Source organism: Bradyrhizobium sp. MI1.10, assembly GCF_055811035.1.
This window is the reverse complement of record NZ_JBVVPN010000069.1, coordinates 1-16,905: the sequence shown is the minus strand read 5'-3', so window position 1 is coordinate 16,905 and position 16,905 is coordinate 1. Positions and strand designations below refer to the sequence as shown.

The following is a 16,905-nucleotide window of genomic DNA, read 5'->3' as shown; positions in this document are numbered from 1 at the left end:
GCGGCGAACCCGGAATCCATTCAACACCGTCCTTGCTGCTCGATGGATTCCGGGTTCGCCGCTACGCGCGTCCCGGAATGACGGAGGAGAGACGTGGGCCCGCGCGGCCAGTCAGCTCAAAATATCCTTCTGCATCTTGCCGCCGTAGAAATGGAAGAACGGCACCGGCGCATCATGGCGGAGCGGGCCGGCGGCAAGGCGCGCGTCGAGCTCGTTGAGCACATTGCGCGTCATCGGATGCAGATCGGCGAGCGGCTTTGAGCCGAGCTCGACCCAGACCAATTCGACAAGCTCGGCATCGGCATGGATCACGCCGTCGACGCGATGGGCGATCGCGGAGGCGTCCGCCGTGAAGAAGCGCGTGTCGAACCGCTTGACGCGGCCGGGCGGGGTGATCGCGCGCGCGATCAGGAACAGGCTGGAGGGATCGGGCAGCAGGCCCGCATCCGCGAACGGCTTCCAGGGGCCTTCCAGTTTCGCTTTGCCTTCGGCCTTGCGCCCGAGGCAGAGGCCGGTCTCCTCGCAGGCCTCGCGGATCGCGGCAATCGCCAGCGACTTCGCGCGCGAGGCCGGAGTCTTCGGACTGCCCTTGGCGAGATTGGCTTCCAGCTCGGCGGTTACAGGCGCCGCGCACGGCACGCGAAAATCGTCCTTGTCGACGCGGCCGCCGGGGAAGACGAATTTTCCGGGCATGAACACCACCTTGTCGTGGCGCTTGCCGACAAGGACTTTTGGAATGGCTCCGCTGCGGTCGACCAGGATCAGTGTCGCCGCATCCCGCGGGCGGAAATAGGGATGATGGTCGGCTTCCTTGCCCTCGTGGATCTTCGCCTTGTCGGTTGCCTGCGACGTATCCGTCATGTCCTCACCCAAACCACTTTTGCTTATTTTGCTTACACCGGCGGAATACCATCCGTCGGGTTCTCGTCAAACCCATGCATGCGCAGAGCCCATTGCAATCCGACCACGGCTCCCTTCACCGGCTGCAGCAGTGCCAGCGAGGCGACGAAGGTGAAGGGCAGATAGGCCGCGAAGCTGATCCAGACCGGCGTGGTGTAATTGGTCTCGATCCAGAGGATGCTGGGCACCACGATATGGCCGACGATGACAATGACGAGATAGGCGGGCAGATCGTCGGCCCGATGCGGCGTGAAATCGAGGCCGCAGACCGCGCAATTATCCGCCGTCTTCAGGAAGGCGCGGAACAGCTTTCCCTCACCGCAGCGCGGGCAGCGGCCGCGAAAGCCGCGCCTTATCGCAGCAAAGACGTCGCGCTTCTCGACGAGGCCGGTCTCGCGGGTCCAGATCTTCGGGGCTGTGCTCACCATGCCTTACCCTTCTGACCCTTGCCCTTGCTTTGTCCTTTGGCTTTTTTCCCCTTGCCGGGCTTCTTCGGCTTGTCCGGCTTGCGCTTCTTGTCGGGACTGCGCCCCGGATGCGCCTTGAACGAGGGGCGGCGTTGCGGACCGGAGGACCTGCGGTGCCGCGGCGCGGTCTCACCCGTCGATGACAGCAGCTCGAAGCGCAGGGCGCCTGCGATCGGAGCTGCTTCGATCAGGCGGACGTCGACGACGTCACCGAGCTGATGCATGGTGCCGCTGCGGGTGCCGACGAGGGCGTGGCGGCCCTCGTCATAGTTGAAATATTCCGTGCCGAGGGATCGGATCGGGATCAGGCCGTCGGCGCCGGTCTCGGCGAGCTTGACGAACAGGCCGGCGCGCGTGACGCCGGAGACGCGACCCTGGAAGCTCGAACCGATGCGGTCGGCGAGGTGATGGGCGATCAGGCGGTCGACGGTCTCGCGCTCCGCTTTCATCGCGCGCCGCTCGGTGACCGAGATGTGGGCTGCGACTTCGCTCAACGTTTCCGGCGTCTCGGTGTCGGGCAGCGCGCCTTCGCCGAGACCGAGCGCGCGAACCAGCGCACGGTGCACGACGAGGTCGGCATAGCGGCGGATCGGCGAGGTGAAATGCGCATAACGGCGCAGGTTCAGGCCGAAATGACCGTAATTCTCCGAGGAGTATTCGGCCTGTGCCTGGGCGCGCAGCACGACCTCGCTGACCAGCGGAAAATGGTCGTGGCCTTCGAGCTGCGCCAGCACGCGGTTGAACAGAGCGGGGCGCAACGCGCCTGATTTCGCGAAGGGAACGTCCAGCGTCTCCAGGAATTCCGCGAGCGCGTGGACCTTTTCCAGGGTCGGCTCGTCATGCACGCGGTAGATCAGCGGCAGCGATTTCTTCTCGAGCATCTCGGCTGCCGCGACATTGGCGAGGATCATGAACTCCTCGATCAGCTTGTGCGCGTCGAGCCTGTCGGGCACGACGACGCGGTCGACCGTGCCGTCGCTCTTCAACAGGATCTTGCGCTCGGGCAGATCGAGATTGAGCGGATCGCGCTCGTCTCGCGCGCGCTTGACGCAGGCATAGGCCGCATAAAGCGGCCGCAGGATCGGATCGAGCAGGGGGCCGGTGATGTCGTCCGGCCGGCCGTCGATCGCGGCCTGCGCCTGGGCGTAGCTCAGCTTGGCTGCGGAGCGCATCAGGATGCGGTGGAAGCTGTGCGAGCGTTTGCGCCCGTCGGCAGCGATGATCATCCGCACCGCGAGTGCGCCGCGCGGCTCGCCCGGGACCAGCGAGCAGAGATTGTTGGAGATGCGCTCGGGCAGCATCGGCACGACGCGGTCGGGGAAATAGACCGAGTTGCCGCGGTCGAGCGCGTCGCGGTCGAGTGCGGTGCCCGGTCGCACGTAGAAGCTCACATCGGCGATGGCGACATCGACGATGAAGCCGCCCTTGTTGTTGGGATCAGGATCCGGCTGCGCGTGCACCGCGTCGTCGTGATCCTTGGCATCCGGCGGATCGATGGTGACAAGCGGCACGTCGCGCCAGTCCTCGCGCCCCTTCAAATTGGCCGGCTCCGCTGCTTCGGCCTCGCGCTCCGCCGCGGGGCGGAATTGCAGCGGGATGTCGTGCGCGTAGATCGCGATCAGGCTGATCGCCTTCTCCGACTTGACCGAGCCGAGCTTCTCCTTGACGCGGCCTGACGCCAGCCCAAAGCCGCGCGAGCGGATGATATCGACGCTGACGAGATCGCCGTCCTGCGCGCCGTGCGTCTCGGTCGGCGCGATGTTCAGCTCGCGGTCGGCGGACTTCTTGTCGACCGGGATGATCCGTCCGCCGCCTTCGGGCAGGCTGCTGAAGACGCCGAGGATGCGGCTCTTGGTCTTGTCGAAGACCTTGATGATGTGGCCGCGATAGGCCGGGCCTTCGGTCTCGTCGGAGCGCTCGACCCGCAGCAGCGCGCGATCGCCGACGCCGGCCGCGGTGCCGGGCTTGGGCCGGCGCGGCATCGTGATGAGGATCTTTGGCGGTTCGCCGCTTTCGACTTCGTCCCATTCGGTGGGGGAGGCGACCAGCTCGCCGTCGGCGTCGCGGCCGGTGATGTCGGCGACCAGCGTCGGCGGCAGGCTGTCCGGCTCTGAAATCGTATGGCGCTTTTTCTTGACGAGCCCGTCGTCGGCGAGCTCGCGCAGCATGCGCTTGAGCTCGATGCGGTCGGCGTTCTTCAGGCCGAACTCGCGCGCAATTTCGCGGGTTCCGACCTTTCCCGGATTTGCCTTGATGAAGGCGACGATGGCTGCCCTGTCGGGAAAGCCACGGTCATTCTTGCGTTTCACTTAACCTCTATTTGGTGCCGGCACTTTTCTTGGCCGGAGCTTTGGCGCCAGCTGCCTTGGTCGGCGACGTTTTGGCCGTCGACGACACGGCTGCGCGCGCCTTGCTGGTGGATTCGGATTTGGGTTTGGCCGCCTTCTTCGCGGCCGGCTTTTTGGTTTTTGGCGCGGCGTCATCGCCGTCGGCGGCCTTCGCCGCAGCCTTCTTGGCCTTGGCGGGCTTGGCCGCCTTCTTCGGCTTCTTGCCGCCGCCCTTGGCCGCGCGCTCGTCGATCAGCGCGATCGCCTGCGGCAGCGTGATGGCGTCTTTCTCGATGTCGCTCGGGATCGTCGCGTTGACGCCGCCCGCCGTGACATAGGCGCCGTAGCGGCCGCCCTTCACCGTGACGGTGCCGAGGCTGGGATGATCGCCGATCGCCTTGCCGGGATCGGCGCCGAAGCGGCGGCTCGGGCCCTTGGCGATCTTCTCCGCGATCAGCGTCACCGCCCGGTTGATGCCGATGTCGAACACTTCGTCGCCGGCCTCGAGGCTGGCATAGGTCTTCTCGTGCTTCACGAACGGCCCGAAGCGGCCGAGGCCCGCGGTGATCGGTTCGCCGGTTTCCGGGTGCTTGCCGATCTCGCGTGGCAGCGACAGCAGCTTGAGCGCAAGGTCGAGCTCGACATCTCCAGGGGAAGTCCCCTTCGGAATGCCCGCGCGCTTCGGCTTCTCGCCCTCCGCATAATCCTTCTGTTCGCCGAGCTGGATGTAGGGCCCGAACCGGCCGGCCTTGACCCAGACATCGCGACCCGTATCAGGGTCCTGGCCGAGCGAACGATCGGCGGTCGCCTCGCCGTCGGCGGCGAGCTGACGGGTGTAACGGCATTCCGGATAGTTCGAGCAGCCGACGAAGGCGCCGAACTTGCCGGCCTTCAGATTCAGCCGTCCGTTGCCGCAGCTCGGGCATTGCCTGATGTCGCCGCCATCGGTGCGCGCCGGATAGATGTGCTGGCCCAGCATCTCGTCGAGCACGTCGAGCACCTGGGCTACGCGCAGATCCTTGATCTCGTCGACCGCGCCGATGAAGCCGGTCCAGAAATCCTTCAGCACCTGCTGCCAGGAAATCTCGTTGTTGGAGACGCGGTCGAGCTGCTCTTCCAGATTGGCAGTGAAGTCGTATTCGACATAGCGGGCAAAGAAGCTTTCGAGGAAGGCGACCACGACGCGGCCCTTGTCCTCGCCGTGCAGGCGCTTCTTCTCGAGCTTGACGTAGCCGCGGTCCTTGAGGACCTGGAGGATCGAGGCATAGGTGGAGGGCCGGCCGATGCCGAGCTCTTCCATGCGCTTGACCAGCGAGGCCTCGGAGAAGCGCGGCGGCGGCTCGGTGAAGTGCTGGGTGACGGCGAGCGACTGCCGCTTCAGCGCGTCGTTGGGGCTCATCGCGGGCAGGCGGCGGGAGTCCTCGTCCTCCTCGTCGTCGCGGCCTTCCTGATAAAGTGCGAGGAAGCCGTCGAACTTGACGACCTGGCCGGTGGCGCGCACGTCCAGCGTGCGGCCGCCAACCTTCGCCGTGATGTCGACCGTGGTGCGTTCCAGCTCGGCCGATTCCATCTGGCTCGCGATGGTGCGCTTCCAGATCAGTTCATAGAGTCTCGCCTGGTCGGACTCGAGCTTGCGGCTCATGCTGTCGGGGCGGCGCGACATGTCGGTCGGCCGGATCGCTTCGTGGGCTTCCTGGGCGTTCTTGGCCTTGGCCTGGTACTGACGCGGCGCGTCCGGCACATAGGCGTTGCCGTAATCCTCGCCGATCACCTTGCGGGCCTGGGTGATCGCGGACGGATCGATCTGCACGCCGTCGGTACGCATATAAGTAATGAGTCCGGTGGTCTCGCCGCCGATGTCGATGCCTTCATAGAGCCGCTGCGCGATGCGCATGGTATGCGCCGGCGCAAACCCGTATTTGCGGCTGGCTTCCTGCTGCAGCGTCGAGGTGGTGAAGGGCGCCTGCGGATTGCGCCGGGCCGGCTTGGCATCGACCGTGGTCACGGCGTAGCTGGCGGCTTCCAGCGCCTTCTTGAAGTCTTCGGCTTCCGCGCCGGTGCCGATGTCGAGCCGCTGGATCTTCTTGCCGTCGGCGCCGACCAGACGTGCCTCGAAGGCGTCGCCGCGCGGCGTCAGCAGGGTCGCGATCAGCGACCAGTATTCGCGCGCAACGAACTTTTCGATCTCGAGCTCGCGGTCGCAGACCAGCCGCAGCGCCACCGACTGCACGCGGCCCGCCGAGCGGGCGCCCGGCAGCTTGCGCCACAGCACGGGGGAGAGGGTGAAGCCGACCAGATAGTCCAGCGCGCGGCGCGCCATATAGGCGTCGACCAGCGCACCGTCGATCTGGCGCGGATGCTTCATGGCGTCCGTGACCGCCTGCTTGGTGATGGCGTTGAACACCACGCGCTCGATCTTGTGGTCCTTGAGCGCGCGCTTCTCTTTCAAGACCTCCAGCACGTGCCAGGAGATGGCCTCGCCCTCGCGATCAGGGTCGGTGGCGAGAATCAGGCGATCGGCGTTCTTGAGGGACTTGGCAATGTCGTTGAGCCGGCCGGCCGCCTTGGGATCGATCTCCCAGATCATCTTGAAATTGGCGTCGGGATCGACGGAGCCGTTCTTCGCCGGCAAGTCCCGGACATGGCCGAACGAGGCCAGAACCTCGTAGGACGAGCCCAAATACTTGTTGATCGTCTTGGCTTTCGCCGGCGACTCCACAATGACGATATTCATGTAGTTCCAGTAACTTATGGGGAAATTTGGGGCCGAATTCGATGAGATTCGGGTCGGCCCTTTCGTCCCGAACATGGGTGGTGAGGCCCTCGCTGTCAAATCGAGGGGTGTTGAAAGCTATCCCGATGGGAAAAGTTTCATATCGAGAAAGTTGCAAAATACCACCTTTGAGTTGCGGCCGATGTCGGCGTAATGTTTCTAGGGGGCATGGATTCGGGTGGGGGCTGGTGACTAAGCCAGGAAAGAAACGGGCCGGCGCCGCATCGCGCGAGGCGGGAGGCTCGCGTCACGAGGAACCGGGGGAGGGCGGCGTCGAGGAGGCGGTCGCCTTCATCGCCGAGCAGGTCGGGGCGCTGCGCAAGCTGGCCGAGCGGCACAAGCTCGACGTGCTGCACTATCTCCTGGGAATGACCAAGCTGGAGGCCGACGAGCATCTGCGGCTGCGGAGCAAGCGCAAGCTGTCGTGAAGGGGGGATGCCGAGCGGAATCGATTACGCTGTCTCTCTCTCCGAGTCGTCCTGGCGAAAGCCAGGACCCATACCGCGAGGTCTATCGACCTGAGTGCGGTGCGAATTCCGGGTGACGAGTCTTCGCCAAACTCCTGCTTGGGATAATGGGTCCTGGCTTTCGCCAGGACGACGTTGGAGAGATGGCGCGCACCCGCTGACCGCCGCCGCGGCGGCGGCCGCGGCTTCAACGTGGTATCCGCGTCGGGAAGGTACCGCGGACCTTTTCCGTCAGCACATGCGCCTGATAGGCGCTACGCTCGCAATGACGGGCTGGTGGCAGTTCGACGTTACTAGGCCGACCGCCGTCGCGGCGCGGGCCGCGGCTTCAGCGTGGTATCGGCTTGCCTAAGCAGCCGCCCGTCCTCGGCGCGCAACTCGAGCTTCTTCACCGGGCGGCCTCTCTCGCGATCGACCAGGATGGTCGCGATCTCCGACGGGCGATCGTCGAATTCCTCGCTCCATTGGCGCAGCGCTACCAACACCGGGAAGACGCCGCGGCCCTTCGGCGTCAGCACATATTCCTGATAGGCGCTGCCGTCGGACGCCGGGGCGGTTGCTAAAATGCCGTGGTCCACGAGTGAGCCCAGCCGGGCCGACAAGATGTTCTTGGCCATGCCTAGCTTACTCTGAAACTCGCCGAAGCGGCGCAGGCCGAACAGCGCCTCGCGGATGATCAGCAGGGACCACCGGTCGCCGATCGCTTCCAGCGAGCGTGCAATCGGGCAGGCGTCGCCCTCGAAGCTCGTTCGTTTCACCATGGTCGGGTCCTTTCGCGATCGCACGGTCCAGTCGCCGTTCACGCGCTCGTGTGGTTGCATATTAAAACCAGATAGCCTAGATGGCAATCATAGTTTTATGATGCAACCACTGGAGGCGAACGTGAGACTGAAGAACAAGACGGCCCTGATCACCGGCGGCAATAGCGGCATTGGACTGGCAACGGCAAAGCTGTTCGTGGCCGAGGGCGCCAAAGTGGTGATCACCGGGCGCAACAAGGAGACGCTCGAGGCGGCCGCGAACGAGCTCGGGCCGAACGCGCTCGCGCTGACCGCCGACGCCACCGACATTGCCGCGACCGAAGCTGCGATCAAGAAGGGCGCCGGAAAGTTCGGCAAGTTCGACGTCGTGTTCGCCAATGCCGGCATCGCCGGCGGTACGCCGCTGGGGTCGGCCACGCTGGAGGTCTTCGAGAAGGTCATCAGCACCAATCTGACCGGCGTGTTCTTCACCGTGCAGTCCGCGCTGCCTTATCTCAACGACAACGCTTCGATCATCCTCAGCGGCTCGGTGATCTCCGTGCTCGGCATTCCCGGCTATTCGGCGTATGGCGCCGCCAAGGCCGGCGTGCGGGCGATGGCGCGGATCATGGCATCTGAACTGTCTCCGCGCGGCATTCGCGTCAACGTGGTCGCGCCGGGTGCGATCCGCACACCGATCTGGGGACCTGCGACCGCAACACCGGAAGCCGAGAAGGCGTTCGAGAAGCGGATCGCGCTGACGACGCCGCTGGGGCGCATTGGTGAAACAGATCACGTCGCGAAGACCGTGCTGTTCCTCGCCTCCGACGATTCCGCCCATGTGCAGGGCGAGGAAATCTTCGTCGACGGCGGCGCGGTTGCCTCGCCGAGCGGCGCGCCGATCTATCGCGGCTGATCAATCTTGGTGCAAATTGAATCGGTCGGCGCAGCGGCGAGTGGTTGCGCCGGCCGGTTCCCACGTCTCGCGAGCTGTATTTTCTGAACCTTGCGTGAGGCGTTGAACCTTCGCTTGCGCTGCCAAGACACTTTTACGGGCAGGGGGTCACGAAGACTCATTTTCAAGGGAGCCCGATATGCCAAAGGCAGCTCGTATTACTTCCCCGATTTCAGCACCGCGTATTTACACCGAAAACTCCACCATTCCCGCCAAGCGTTCCGACACCTCCGAGTTCATCGGGGTCGCTCTTTTCTCAGGCATCGGCCTGTTCGTTTCCCTCGTCGCCGTCATCCTCGGCATTCAGGGCTCCTGGTTTTAGCTTCGCCGATCGCGCACCGGTCGATCAGCCGCCGCAGGCAATGTTGCGGCGGCTGATGATGTGGGCGTTGCCTCAGGCCGCGCGCAGGCTGGTTGCCGCCTCAAGCGCGCTTGCGAGCGACTTCTCGCGATGCTCCGGCCCGACCTGGATGCCGTCGGCGGTGATGAATTCGGGATGATGGATGCCCATGAAACCGAACACGCCGCGCAGATAGCTTTCGAGGTGCTCCAACGATGCGGCGGGCGTGCCCGCGCCGTAATAGCCCCCGCGCGAGATCGCGAAGATCACGCGCTTGCCGCCGGCAAGGCCCTGTGGGCCATTGGCGCCGTAGCTGAACGTCTTCCCCGCCACCAGGACCCGGTCGATCCAGGCCTTGAGCTGGCTCGGAATGGTGAAATTGTACATGGGCGCGCCGATCACGACGATGTCCGCCGCAAGAAACTCGTCCAGCGCGGCCTTGCTGGCGGCGAGGTCGGGGCCGAGTTCCGCCGGCGCAGGCGCGCCTTGCGCGGCCGCCAGATGCGAGCCGGAGAGATGGGCGAGCGGGCTCTGCGTCAGGTCGCGATACACGAGGTCGAGCGATGGCGTCGCCTGCCTGAGACGGTCGACGATGGCGGCGGAGACCTGCCGGGAAACGGAGTGGGGGCCGAGCACGCTGGAGTCGAGATGGAGGAGTTTCATTCGGGATCACCCTGGTATAAGTTTGTAACCAGAGCTACATGAGTGACTATCGAAATCCCCGCAAGAACGCACCTTTTTGAGCCATGGGCACATCTTTGAAACCTGCGCACATCGATTTGCCTGCCACGCCGATGCCGGATCGCGACCACGCCGACTGCCGTGGCGTCGCCTCGATCCTCGCGCGCGTCGGCGACAAATGGAGCGTGTTCGTGATCATGATGCTGAGTGACGGGCCCAAGCGCTTCAACGAGCTCAAGCGCATGATCAACGGCATTTCGCAGCGGATGCTGACCCTGACGCTGCGCGGGCTCGAACGTGACGGCCTGGTCACACGCACGATCTTCCCGACCATTCCGCCGCGGGTGGATTACGAGCTGACCGATCTCGGCCGCGGATTGCAACAGCCGGTGAGGGCACTTGGCGAATGGGCGATCACGCATCAGCAGCAGATCGCCTCGGCGCGCACGCGCTTCGACGAGCGGAACTCTCCTTAAAGCAGCGAGACCAAGCCACCGCCGTGGCGTTCGAGCCGGCCGGCGAGCTCGAGCTCCAAGAGCACGGTGCGCACGATGGCAGGCGAGGCGCCGGACATCCGCACGAGATCGTCGATCGTGACAGGGGCAGGGCCGAGCAGGCCGGTGATCTGGTCGCGGTCGTGTCCTTGCGGATCGCTTTCGAACGGCTCGCTGTCGGGCTCGTTCGCGGTGCGCATCAGCGGCCGCTCCATGATCGGTGCGACGGCGTTGACGACGTCGGCGGCTTCGGTGACGAGCGTCGCGCCCTGCTTGATCAGATCATTGGTGCCGGCGGCGCGCGGATCGAGCGGCGAGCCGGGCACCGCGAACACTTCGCGGCCCTGTTCGGCGGCCATGCGCGCGGTGATCAGCGAGCCCGAGCGGTGCGCCGCCTCCACCACGACCAGGCCGAGCGCGGCGCCCGAGATCAGCCGGTTGCGGCGGGGGAAGTCGCGGGCGCGCGGCTCATGGCCGAGCGGCATCTCGGAGATCGCAGCACCCTTGCGATCGAGGATCGCTGCGAGCAGATCGCCATGCTCGGGCGGATAGATGCAATCATGTCCGCCGGCGAGCACGGCGATGGTGCCGCTCTCGACACTGGCGCGGTGCGCGGCCTGGTCGACGCCGCGGGCAAGGCCGGAGATGACGACAAAGCCGGCCTCGCCGAGCTCGCGGGCGAGCTGACCGGCGAATTTCAAGCCTGCACCAGAGGCGTTGCGCGAGCCGACCATCGCGATCATCGGCCGCATCAGCGTGGCATTGTCGCCGCGCACGGCGAGCAGCGGCGGCGCATCGTCGAGCGTTGCCAGCCGCGCCGGATAGCCGTCCTCGCCGGGCGCGAGCCAGGCAATTCCAAACTTGCGGCTCGCGGCGAGCTCGGCCTTCGCCTCCTCGGCGCTACAGATGCGCGCCGATCGCTGCGCACCGCCGCGGCGTGCGAGATCCGGCAGCCGCTCCAGCGCCGCGCGCGCCGTGCCGAAATGATCGACCAGCGACCGGAAGGTGCGCGGCCCGACATTGTCGGACCGGATCAGCCGCAGGCGGTCGATCCTGTCGGCTTCGGTCAGCTCTACGCTGGGATTGATGGCGTCCACGGCAGCTCCTTGCAGGCGCAGCATGGAACAACCTGAGGGCGTGGGCAACAGCTGCGTACGCTTGCGCGACCTTGCCCCGATGCTAAAAGCGATCCCAATAAGAAGGGTATTGCCATGATCTCACTTGCCGATCTCCAGCGCCGCATCGAAGCAGGCGAGCTTTCGCCTGAGGCCGCCATCGCGCAATCGCATGCGGCCATCGAGGCGCGGGAGAAGGACGTTCACGCCTTTGTCCGTCACGACAAATCCGCGAAGGCGCAAAGCGCCGGGCCGCTGCGCGGTATCGCGGTCGGGATCAAGGACATCATCGACACCGCCGATTTTCCGACCGAGATGGGATCATCGATCTATCGCGGCTGGCAGCCGCGCGCGGACGCGCCTGTGGTGATGATGCTGAAGCGGGCAGGCGCCACAATCATCGGCAAGACCACGACCACGGCGTTCGCCTCGCGCGATCCGACCCCGACGCTCAATCCGCACAATCTCGGGCATACGCCGGGCGGCTCGTCCTCGGGCTCGGCCGCGGCCGTCGGTGCCGGCATGATCCCGCTGGCGCTGGGCACCCAGACCGGCGGCTCGGTGATCCGGCCCGCCGCCTATTGCGGCACCGCCGCGATCAAGCCGTCGTTCCGGATGCTGCCGACGGTCGGCGTCAAATGCTATTCGTGGGCGCTCGACACGGTCGGCCTGTTCGGCGCGCGCGCGGAAGATCTCGCGCGCGGACTGCTGGCGATGACCGGCCGCACCGAATTCGCCGGCATCGTCCCGGCGAAGGCGCCGCGCATCGGCGTTATCAGGCAGGAGTTCGCTGGCGACGTGGAGCCGGCCGCCGAGGAGGGGCTGCAAGCCGCGATCAAGGCGGCGACGCGGGCCGGCGCCAGCGTGCAGACTATCGATCTGCCGGAAGCGGTGCAGGAGGCCTGGCGCATCCATCCGATTATTCAGGACTTCGAGGCGCATCGCGCGCTCGCCTGGGAATTTTCCGAACGGCACGACGAGATCGCGCCGATGCTGCGCGCCAGTCTCGATGCGACGGTCGGTCTCACACCCAAGGACTATGACGACGCACGCCGGGTCAGCCGCCGCGGTCGCCGCGAGCTTGGCGAGTTGTTCGAGGGGTTCGACGTGCTGCTGACCTATTCGGCGCCGGGCACGCCGCCGGCCAAGGAGCTCGCGAGCACCGGCGACCCCCGCTACAACCGGCTCTGGACGCTGATGGGCAACCCTTGCGTCAACGTGCCGGTGCTCAAGGCCAATGGCCTGCCGATCGGCGTGCAGGTGATCGCGCGCTTCGGCAACGACGCGCATGCGCTGGCGACGGCGTGGTTCCTGGAGCAGGCGCTGGCGAGATCAGGCTAGGCAGGTTCGAGGGCAACGATGCGCTGGCCGGATGCGGCCGGCGCTGCGCTGTGGTCGGTACCTTGCTTGAGCCAGCGCCCGGCGGCCTCGCGGCCGCTGCGGTGAAGCGCGCGAATGAAACCGCGGCCGAGATCGGTGGACGAGCGCTGCGCCAGGCCGTCGACGAAATCTTCCGCGGCGATCCTGGAGAGCCGCAGCGACGATGCGGCCTGCGATTGCGCCCATTCCATCGCCGCGATCTCGGCATTGAGGGCGGCGTTGGCCGCGATCTGGTCCAGCCTGCGGTCGATCGCGGCGAGCGTGATCGGCACGTAGCTGTCACGCGCTGGCGTGACCTGGACCAGCAGGATTTCGGTGCTCGTCGTGTCCTGCACGAGCCGCAGCAGGGGCGGATTGCCGCCGAGGCCGCCGTCCCAATAAGCCTCGCCGTCGATCTCCACCGCGCAATGAACCAAAGGTGGGCAGGTCGAGGCCAGCGCGACGTCGGCCGTGATGGCGTCATTGCGGAAGATCTGCTGCTGCCCATCGCGGATCCGGGTCGCCGCGATCAGAAGCTTAGGGCAGCGGGGGTCGCGCAAGGCGGAAAAGTTGATGTCGCGCGACAGCGCCTGCCGCAGCGGATCGAGATCGAACGGATCGAACTGGCCGGAGCGTAGCGTCGGGCCGAACGCGACCGAGCTTCCCGCCGGCGAGAAACCGCCGATCAGCATCAGCGATCGGAACGAGGCCTCGTGCATCAGCCGGATCCAGAACCGGTTCAGCCGCGCGCGCGCGCCTTCGCGGCCGCCCTCGGCGAAACCGGAAGCGAGCAGCAGCGCGTTGATCGCGCCGGCACTGGCGCCGCTGATGGTGTCGATCGCGATCGATGGCTCTTCCAGCAGCCGCTCTAGCACGCCCCAAGTGAAAGCGGCGAAGGTGCCGCCGCCCTGGAGCGCTAGCGACAATTTTTGCGGCGGCCATGGGTTGGCGCGGGGCCGCGCGGACGCAACTGGCGCCGCGCCGGTCACGGCCTCGACAGTCAGAGGAGCTTGCGCGATGCGAGCAGGCTGCAGCGTCGGTGGCGAAACGGGCACAGGCTTGGGAGCAGGAACCGGCGAGGGCGCACTAGACCAGATATCCGTCGTCGAGAGCAGCCGGCTTGCCGCGGTGCAGGTAGCACCTCGCAAATCGCCATCCTCTTGCGCGCTGACAATCTTCTCGCTCATTCTGAGCAACCGCGTAGAGCCATGCCCACGATCAGGGCCAAGGCCTGGAACCCGTTCGTCCATACAGCCGTGATTCGGCTGCAAGTTGCGAACACCATTTGCGATATAATGCAGAAGGGGTGCCGCGGTATCCGTGGTTTCCCGGCTTATGCCTTCTCGCCGATCCGGCTTTCCTTGCCCGATTGCAGCCGCTTGATGTTCTCGCGATGAGCGTAGAACAGCAGCAGCGTCAGCACCGCCGCCAGTGCGGCGAGTGCGGGCTGGCCGAACCACAACAGGAACAGCGGGGTGATGAACGAGGCCACCAGGGCCGAGAGCGAGGAATAGCGGGCGGTAAAGGCGGTCGCCAACCAGAGCAGGCAGAACACCAGTGCGGCCGGCCAGAACAGCCCGAGCATGATGCCGATATAGACGGCGACACCCTTGCCGCCGCGGAACTTGAGCCAGACCGGGAAGAGATGGCCGAGGAAGGCGCCGAGCCCGGCCAGCATCGCGGCATTGGGACCGGCGATGTAGCCGGCGATCACCACCGCCACGGTGCCCTTGAGCGCATCGAACAGCAGGGTTGCGGCGGCAAGGCCCTTGCGCCCCGTGCGCAGCACGTTGGTGGCGCCGATGCTGCCGGAGCCGATCGAGCGGATATCCTGCGTACCGGCGAGTTTCGTCAGGATCAGCCCGAACGGAATCGAGCCGAGCAGGTAGCCGATGACGAAAGCCACCGGCAGAAACAATTCAAGCGCCATGTCTGCAAATTCCATGTCTGCAAATTCCCTGGCTGCAGCTCCGCACGTCAGACATGCTCGTACACCGTCCGTCCGCCGACAATGGTGCGCACCACGCGGCCTGTAAAGCGGGCCTCGTCGAAAGGCGTGTTCTTGCAGGGCGATTTGAGGTCGGCGGGATCGACCACCCAGGGCACATCGGGGTCGATCACGATGACGTCGGCGGGGCTGCCAGTGCGCAGGGTTCCGCCAGGCAATCCCAAAATCTCGGCCGGCCGGGTCGACATCGCCCGGATCAGCGTCTTGAGGTCCAACTCGTCATTGTGCACGAGGCGAAGGCCCGCCGGGAGCATGGTCTCCAGCCCGATGGCGCCGGGGGCTGCTTCCGCGAAAGGCAGGCGCTTGACCTCGACGTCCTGTGGATTGTGGTCGGACATGATGACGTCGACGAGGCCGGAGGCGACGGCGGCGACCAGCGCGCGGCGGTCGTCCTCGGTGCGCAGCGGCGGCGACAGCTTCAGGAACGAACGGTAAGGGCCGATGTCGTTCTCGTTCAGCGCAAGGTGGTTGATCGAGGCCGAGGCGGTCACGGCGAGGCCGGCGTCGCGGGCGCGCCGGAGGATTTCGAGCGACTCGATGCAGGTCAGCGACGCCGCGTGATAGCGGCCGCCTGTCAGCGCGACCAGGCGCATGTCGCGCTCCAGCATCACGGCCTCCGCCGCGTTCGGGATGCCCATCAGGCCGAGCCGCGAGGCGAACTCGCCCTCGTTCATCACGCCTTCGCCGACGAGATCGCGATCCTCGGTGTAGTGCACGATCAGCGCGTCGAAATCGCGCGCGTAGGTCAACGCGCGGCGCATCACCTGCGCATTGATCACGCTTTTGTCGCAGTCGCTGAAGGCGATCGCGCCGGCTGCCTTGAGGAGGCCGAACTCGGTCATCTCCTCGCCGTGCATGCCCTTCGTCAGCGCCGCCATCGGCTGGATGTTGACGATCGCGGTGTCACGGGCGCGACGCATCACGAAGTCGACGGTCGCCGAGTTGTCGATCACCGGCAAGGTATCAGGCTGGCAGATGATGGTGGTGATGCCGCCGGTCGCAGCCGCCTGGCTCGCGGAGGCAAAGGTCTCGCGATGGCTGAAGCCGGGCTCGCCGACGAAGGCGCGCATGTCGATCAGGCCGGGTGCGACGATCTTGCCGGCGCAGTTGACGACATCGGTGCCCTCGGGGACGCCGGCAGCGCCAATGCCGCGGCGGGTCTCGCGGATGATGCCGTCGGCAATCAGGACGTCGCCGGGGCCATCGAAATCCCGGGAGGGATCGACGACGCGGGCATTGGCGAGCAGGATGGGTCGGCGGTCGGTCAACATGAGCATCACGCGTTCGGCAGGTTGCGGGCGAGCGCTTCCAGCACCGCCATGCGCACGGCCACGCCCATTTCCACCTGTTCGCGGATCAGGGACTGCGCGCCGTCAGCGACCGCAGTGTCGATCTCGACGCCGCGGTTCATGGGGCCGGGATGCATGACGAGGGCGTCTGGCTTGGCGTAGGCGAGCTTCTTCTGGTCCAGCCCGAAATAATGGAAATACTCGGAGGTCGACGGCACGAAGGAGCCGTTCATGCGCTCGCGCTGGAGCCGCAGCATCATGACGATGTCGGCGCCGTTGAGCCCCTCGCGCATGTCGCGCGCGACCTCGACGCCCATCCGCTCGATGCCGGGCGGCAGCAGCGTGGAGGGGCCTACGACGCGGACGCGGGCGCCCATCGCGTTGAGCAGGATGATGTTGGAGCGGGCGACGCGCGAATGCAGCACGTCGCCGCAGATCGCGACCACGAGGCCCTCGAGCCGGCCCTTGTTGCGGCGGATGGTCAGCGCGTCGAGCAGGGCTTGTGTCGGATGCTCATGCGCGCCGTCGCCGGCATTGATCACGGAACCGTCGACCTTGCGGGCCAGCAGTTCCACCGCGCCGGAGGCGTGATGGCGCACCACCAGGATATCCGGGTGCATGGCGTTGAGCGTCATGGCGGTGTCGACCAGCGTCTCGCCCTTTTTGATGGACGAGGATGACACCGACATGTTCATGACGTCGGCGCCCAGCCGTTTGCCGGCGAGCTCGAACGAGGATTGGGTCCGGGTGGAAGCCTCGAAGAAGAGGTTTACCTGCGTCCGTCCACGCAGGACGGTGCGCTTCTTGTCAACCTGGCGGTTGAGCTCGACATATTCTTCGGACAGGTCGAGGAGGCCGGTGATGTCGGCCGCGGAAAGGCCCTCGATGCCCAGCAAATGCCGGTGACCGAGGACGAAGGTCGATTTCGATGTCATTAAAGCGAGAGCTATAGGCGGGGATGGCCGGGGGGGCAAGGGCCAATGCCGGGGC

16 protein-coding genes are annotated in these 16,905 nt (G+C 65.9%); 5 read left to right on the top strand and 11 right to left on the bottom strand.

Translation table 11 applies throughout. The annotated features are described in order from the left end of the window. Window positions 1–111 precede the first annotated feature (111 nt). From AC0L3K_RS37540 to topA, 4 genes are read right to left on the bottom strand one after another with little or no spacing between them, the layout of a single operon-like run. On the bottom strand, window positions 112–861 hold the full coding sequence (locus AC0L3K_RS37540; RefSeq protein ID WP_219684938.1) for an NUDIX hydrolase: 750 nt from the start codon (window positions 859–861) through the stop codon (window positions 112–114). A gap of 32 nt (window positions 862–893) precedes the next feature. Next, window positions 894–1,328 (bottom strand): DUF983 domain-containing protein, encoded by a 435-nt coding sequence (locus AC0L3K_RS37535; protein WP_007603299.1) that lies wholly within the window; start codon window positions 1,326–1,328, stop codon window positions 894–896. After that, entirely contained in the window at window positions 1,322–3,676 is a 2,355-nt protein-coding gene (gene rnr, locus AC0L3K_RS37530; RefSeq protein WP_219684939.1) for a ribonuclease R, read from the bottom strand. Before rnr ends, AC0L3K_RS37535 begins: the two co-directional genes overlap by 7 nt. Window positions 3,677–3,683: 7 nt before the next feature. After that, window positions 3,684–6,428: a type I DNA topoisomerase gene (gene topA, locus AC0L3K_RS37525; RefSeq protein ID WP_473367964.1), complete on the bottom strand. Its 2,745-nt coding sequence runs from the start codon at window positions 6,426–6,428 to the stop codon at window positions 3,684–3,686. Window positions 6,429–6,655: 227 nt separating this feature from the next. Between topA and AC0L3K_RS37520 the strand changes: the two genes are divergently transcribed. Beyond that, window positions 6,656–6,895, top strand: coding sequence for a hypothetical protein (locus AC0L3K_RS37520; RefSeq protein WP_354128561.1), 240 nt, complete (start codon window positions 6,656–6,658; stop codon window positions 6,893–6,895). Window positions 6,896–7,227: 332 nt separating this feature from the next. Here the strand turns inward: AC0L3K_RS37520 and AC0L3K_RS37515 are convergent, their stop codons facing one another. Next, window positions 7,228–7,695 carry a winged helix-turn-helix transcriptional regulator gene (locus tag AC0L3K_RS37515; protein WP_354128562.1) on the bottom strand — a complete coding sequence of 156 codons (468 nt, stop codon included), beginning with the start codon at window positions 7,693–7,695 and terminating at the stop codon, window positions 7,228–7,230. Window positions 7,696–7,816: 121 nt separating this feature from the next. Here AC0L3K_RS37515 and AC0L3K_RS37510 point away from each other — a divergent pair, with 121 nt between their 5' ends. Both AC0L3K_RS37510 and AC0L3K_RS37505 read left to right on the top strand, forming a co-directional pair. Then, entirely contained in the window at window positions 7,817–8,590 is a 774-nt protein-coding gene (locus AC0L3K_RS37510; RefSeq protein WP_219684745.1) for an SDR family oxidoreductase, read from the top strand. Between the two features lie 178 nt (window positions 8,591–8,768). Beyond that, window positions 8,769–8,951: a hypothetical protein gene (locus AC0L3K_RS37505; RefSeq protein ID WP_007603307.1), complete on the top strand. Its 183-nt coding sequence runs from the start codon at window positions 8,769–8,771 to the stop codon at window positions 8,949–8,951. 72 nt (window positions 8,952–9,023) lie between these two features. On the opposite strand, the gene AC0L3K_RS37500 is transcribed toward AC0L3K_RS37505, so the two are convergent. After that, window positions 9,024–9,632 (bottom strand): FMN-dependent NADH-azoreductase, encoded by a 609-nt coding sequence (locus AC0L3K_RS37500; RefSeq protein WP_007603308.1) that lies wholly within the window; start codon window positions 9,630–9,632, stop codon window positions 9,024–9,026. Between the two features lie 83 nt (window positions 9,633–9,715). On the opposite strand from AC0L3K_RS37500, the gene AC0L3K_RS37495 reads away from it, so the two are divergent. Next, a complete protein-coding gene (locus tag AC0L3K_RS37495) occupies window positions 9,716–10,126 on the top strand; it encodes a winged helix-turn-helix transcriptional regulator (protein ID WP_219684744.1) in 411 nt (136 codons plus the stop codon). Here the strand turns inward: AC0L3K_RS37495 and dprA are convergent. After that, entirely contained in the window at window positions 10,123–11,265 is a 1,143-nt protein-coding gene (dprA, locus tag AC0L3K_RS37490) for a DNA-processing protein DprA (protein WP_219684743.1), read from the bottom strand. The two genes, AC0L3K_RS37495 and dprA, sit on opposite strands and share 4 nt — an antisense overlap. 90 nt (window positions 11,266–11,355) lie before the next feature. On the opposite strand from dprA, the gene AC0L3K_RS37485 reads away from it, so the two are divergent. Further along, window positions 11,356–12,600 (top strand): amidase, encoded by a 1,245-nt coding sequence (locus AC0L3K_RS37485; protein WP_219684742.1) that lies wholly within the window; start codon window positions 11,356–11,358, stop codon window positions 12,598–12,600. Here the strand turns inward: AC0L3K_RS37485 and AC0L3K_RS37480 are convergent. From AC0L3K_RS37480 to AC0L3K_RS37465, 4 genes are all read right to left on the bottom strand, one after another. Further along, complete coding sequence (locus AC0L3K_RS37480) at window positions 12,597–13,805, bottom strand: patatin-like phospholipase family protein (protein ID WP_219684741.1); 1,209 nt, start codon at window positions 13,803–13,805, stop codon at window positions 12,597–12,599. The genes AC0L3K_RS37485 and AC0L3K_RS37480 overlap by 4 nt on opposite strands. A 146-nt stretch (window positions 13,806–13,951) precedes the next feature. Beyond that, window positions 13,952–14,548 carry a glycerol-3-phosphate 1-O-acyltransferase PlsY gene (plsY, locus tag AC0L3K_RS37475; protein WP_219684748.1) on the bottom strand — a complete coding sequence of 199 codons (597 nt, stop codon included), beginning with the start codon at window positions 14,546–14,548 and terminating at the stop codon, window positions 13,952–13,954. A 47-nt stretch (window positions 14,549–14,595) separates the two neighbouring features. After that, window positions 14,596–15,897 carry a dihydroorotase gene (locus AC0L3K_RS37470; RefSeq protein WP_219684747.1) on the bottom strand — a complete coding sequence of 434 codons (1,302 nt, stop codon included), beginning with the start codon at window positions 15,895–15,897 and terminating at the stop codon, window positions 14,596–14,598. Between the two features lie 5 nt (window positions 15,898–15,902). After that, a complete protein-coding gene (locus tag AC0L3K_RS37465) occupies window positions 15,903–16,850 on the bottom strand; it encodes an aspartate carbamoyltransferase catalytic subunit (RefSeq protein WP_007603315.1) in 948 nt (315 codons plus the stop codon). Between the last annotated feature and the right edge of the window lie 55 nt (window positions 16,851–16,905).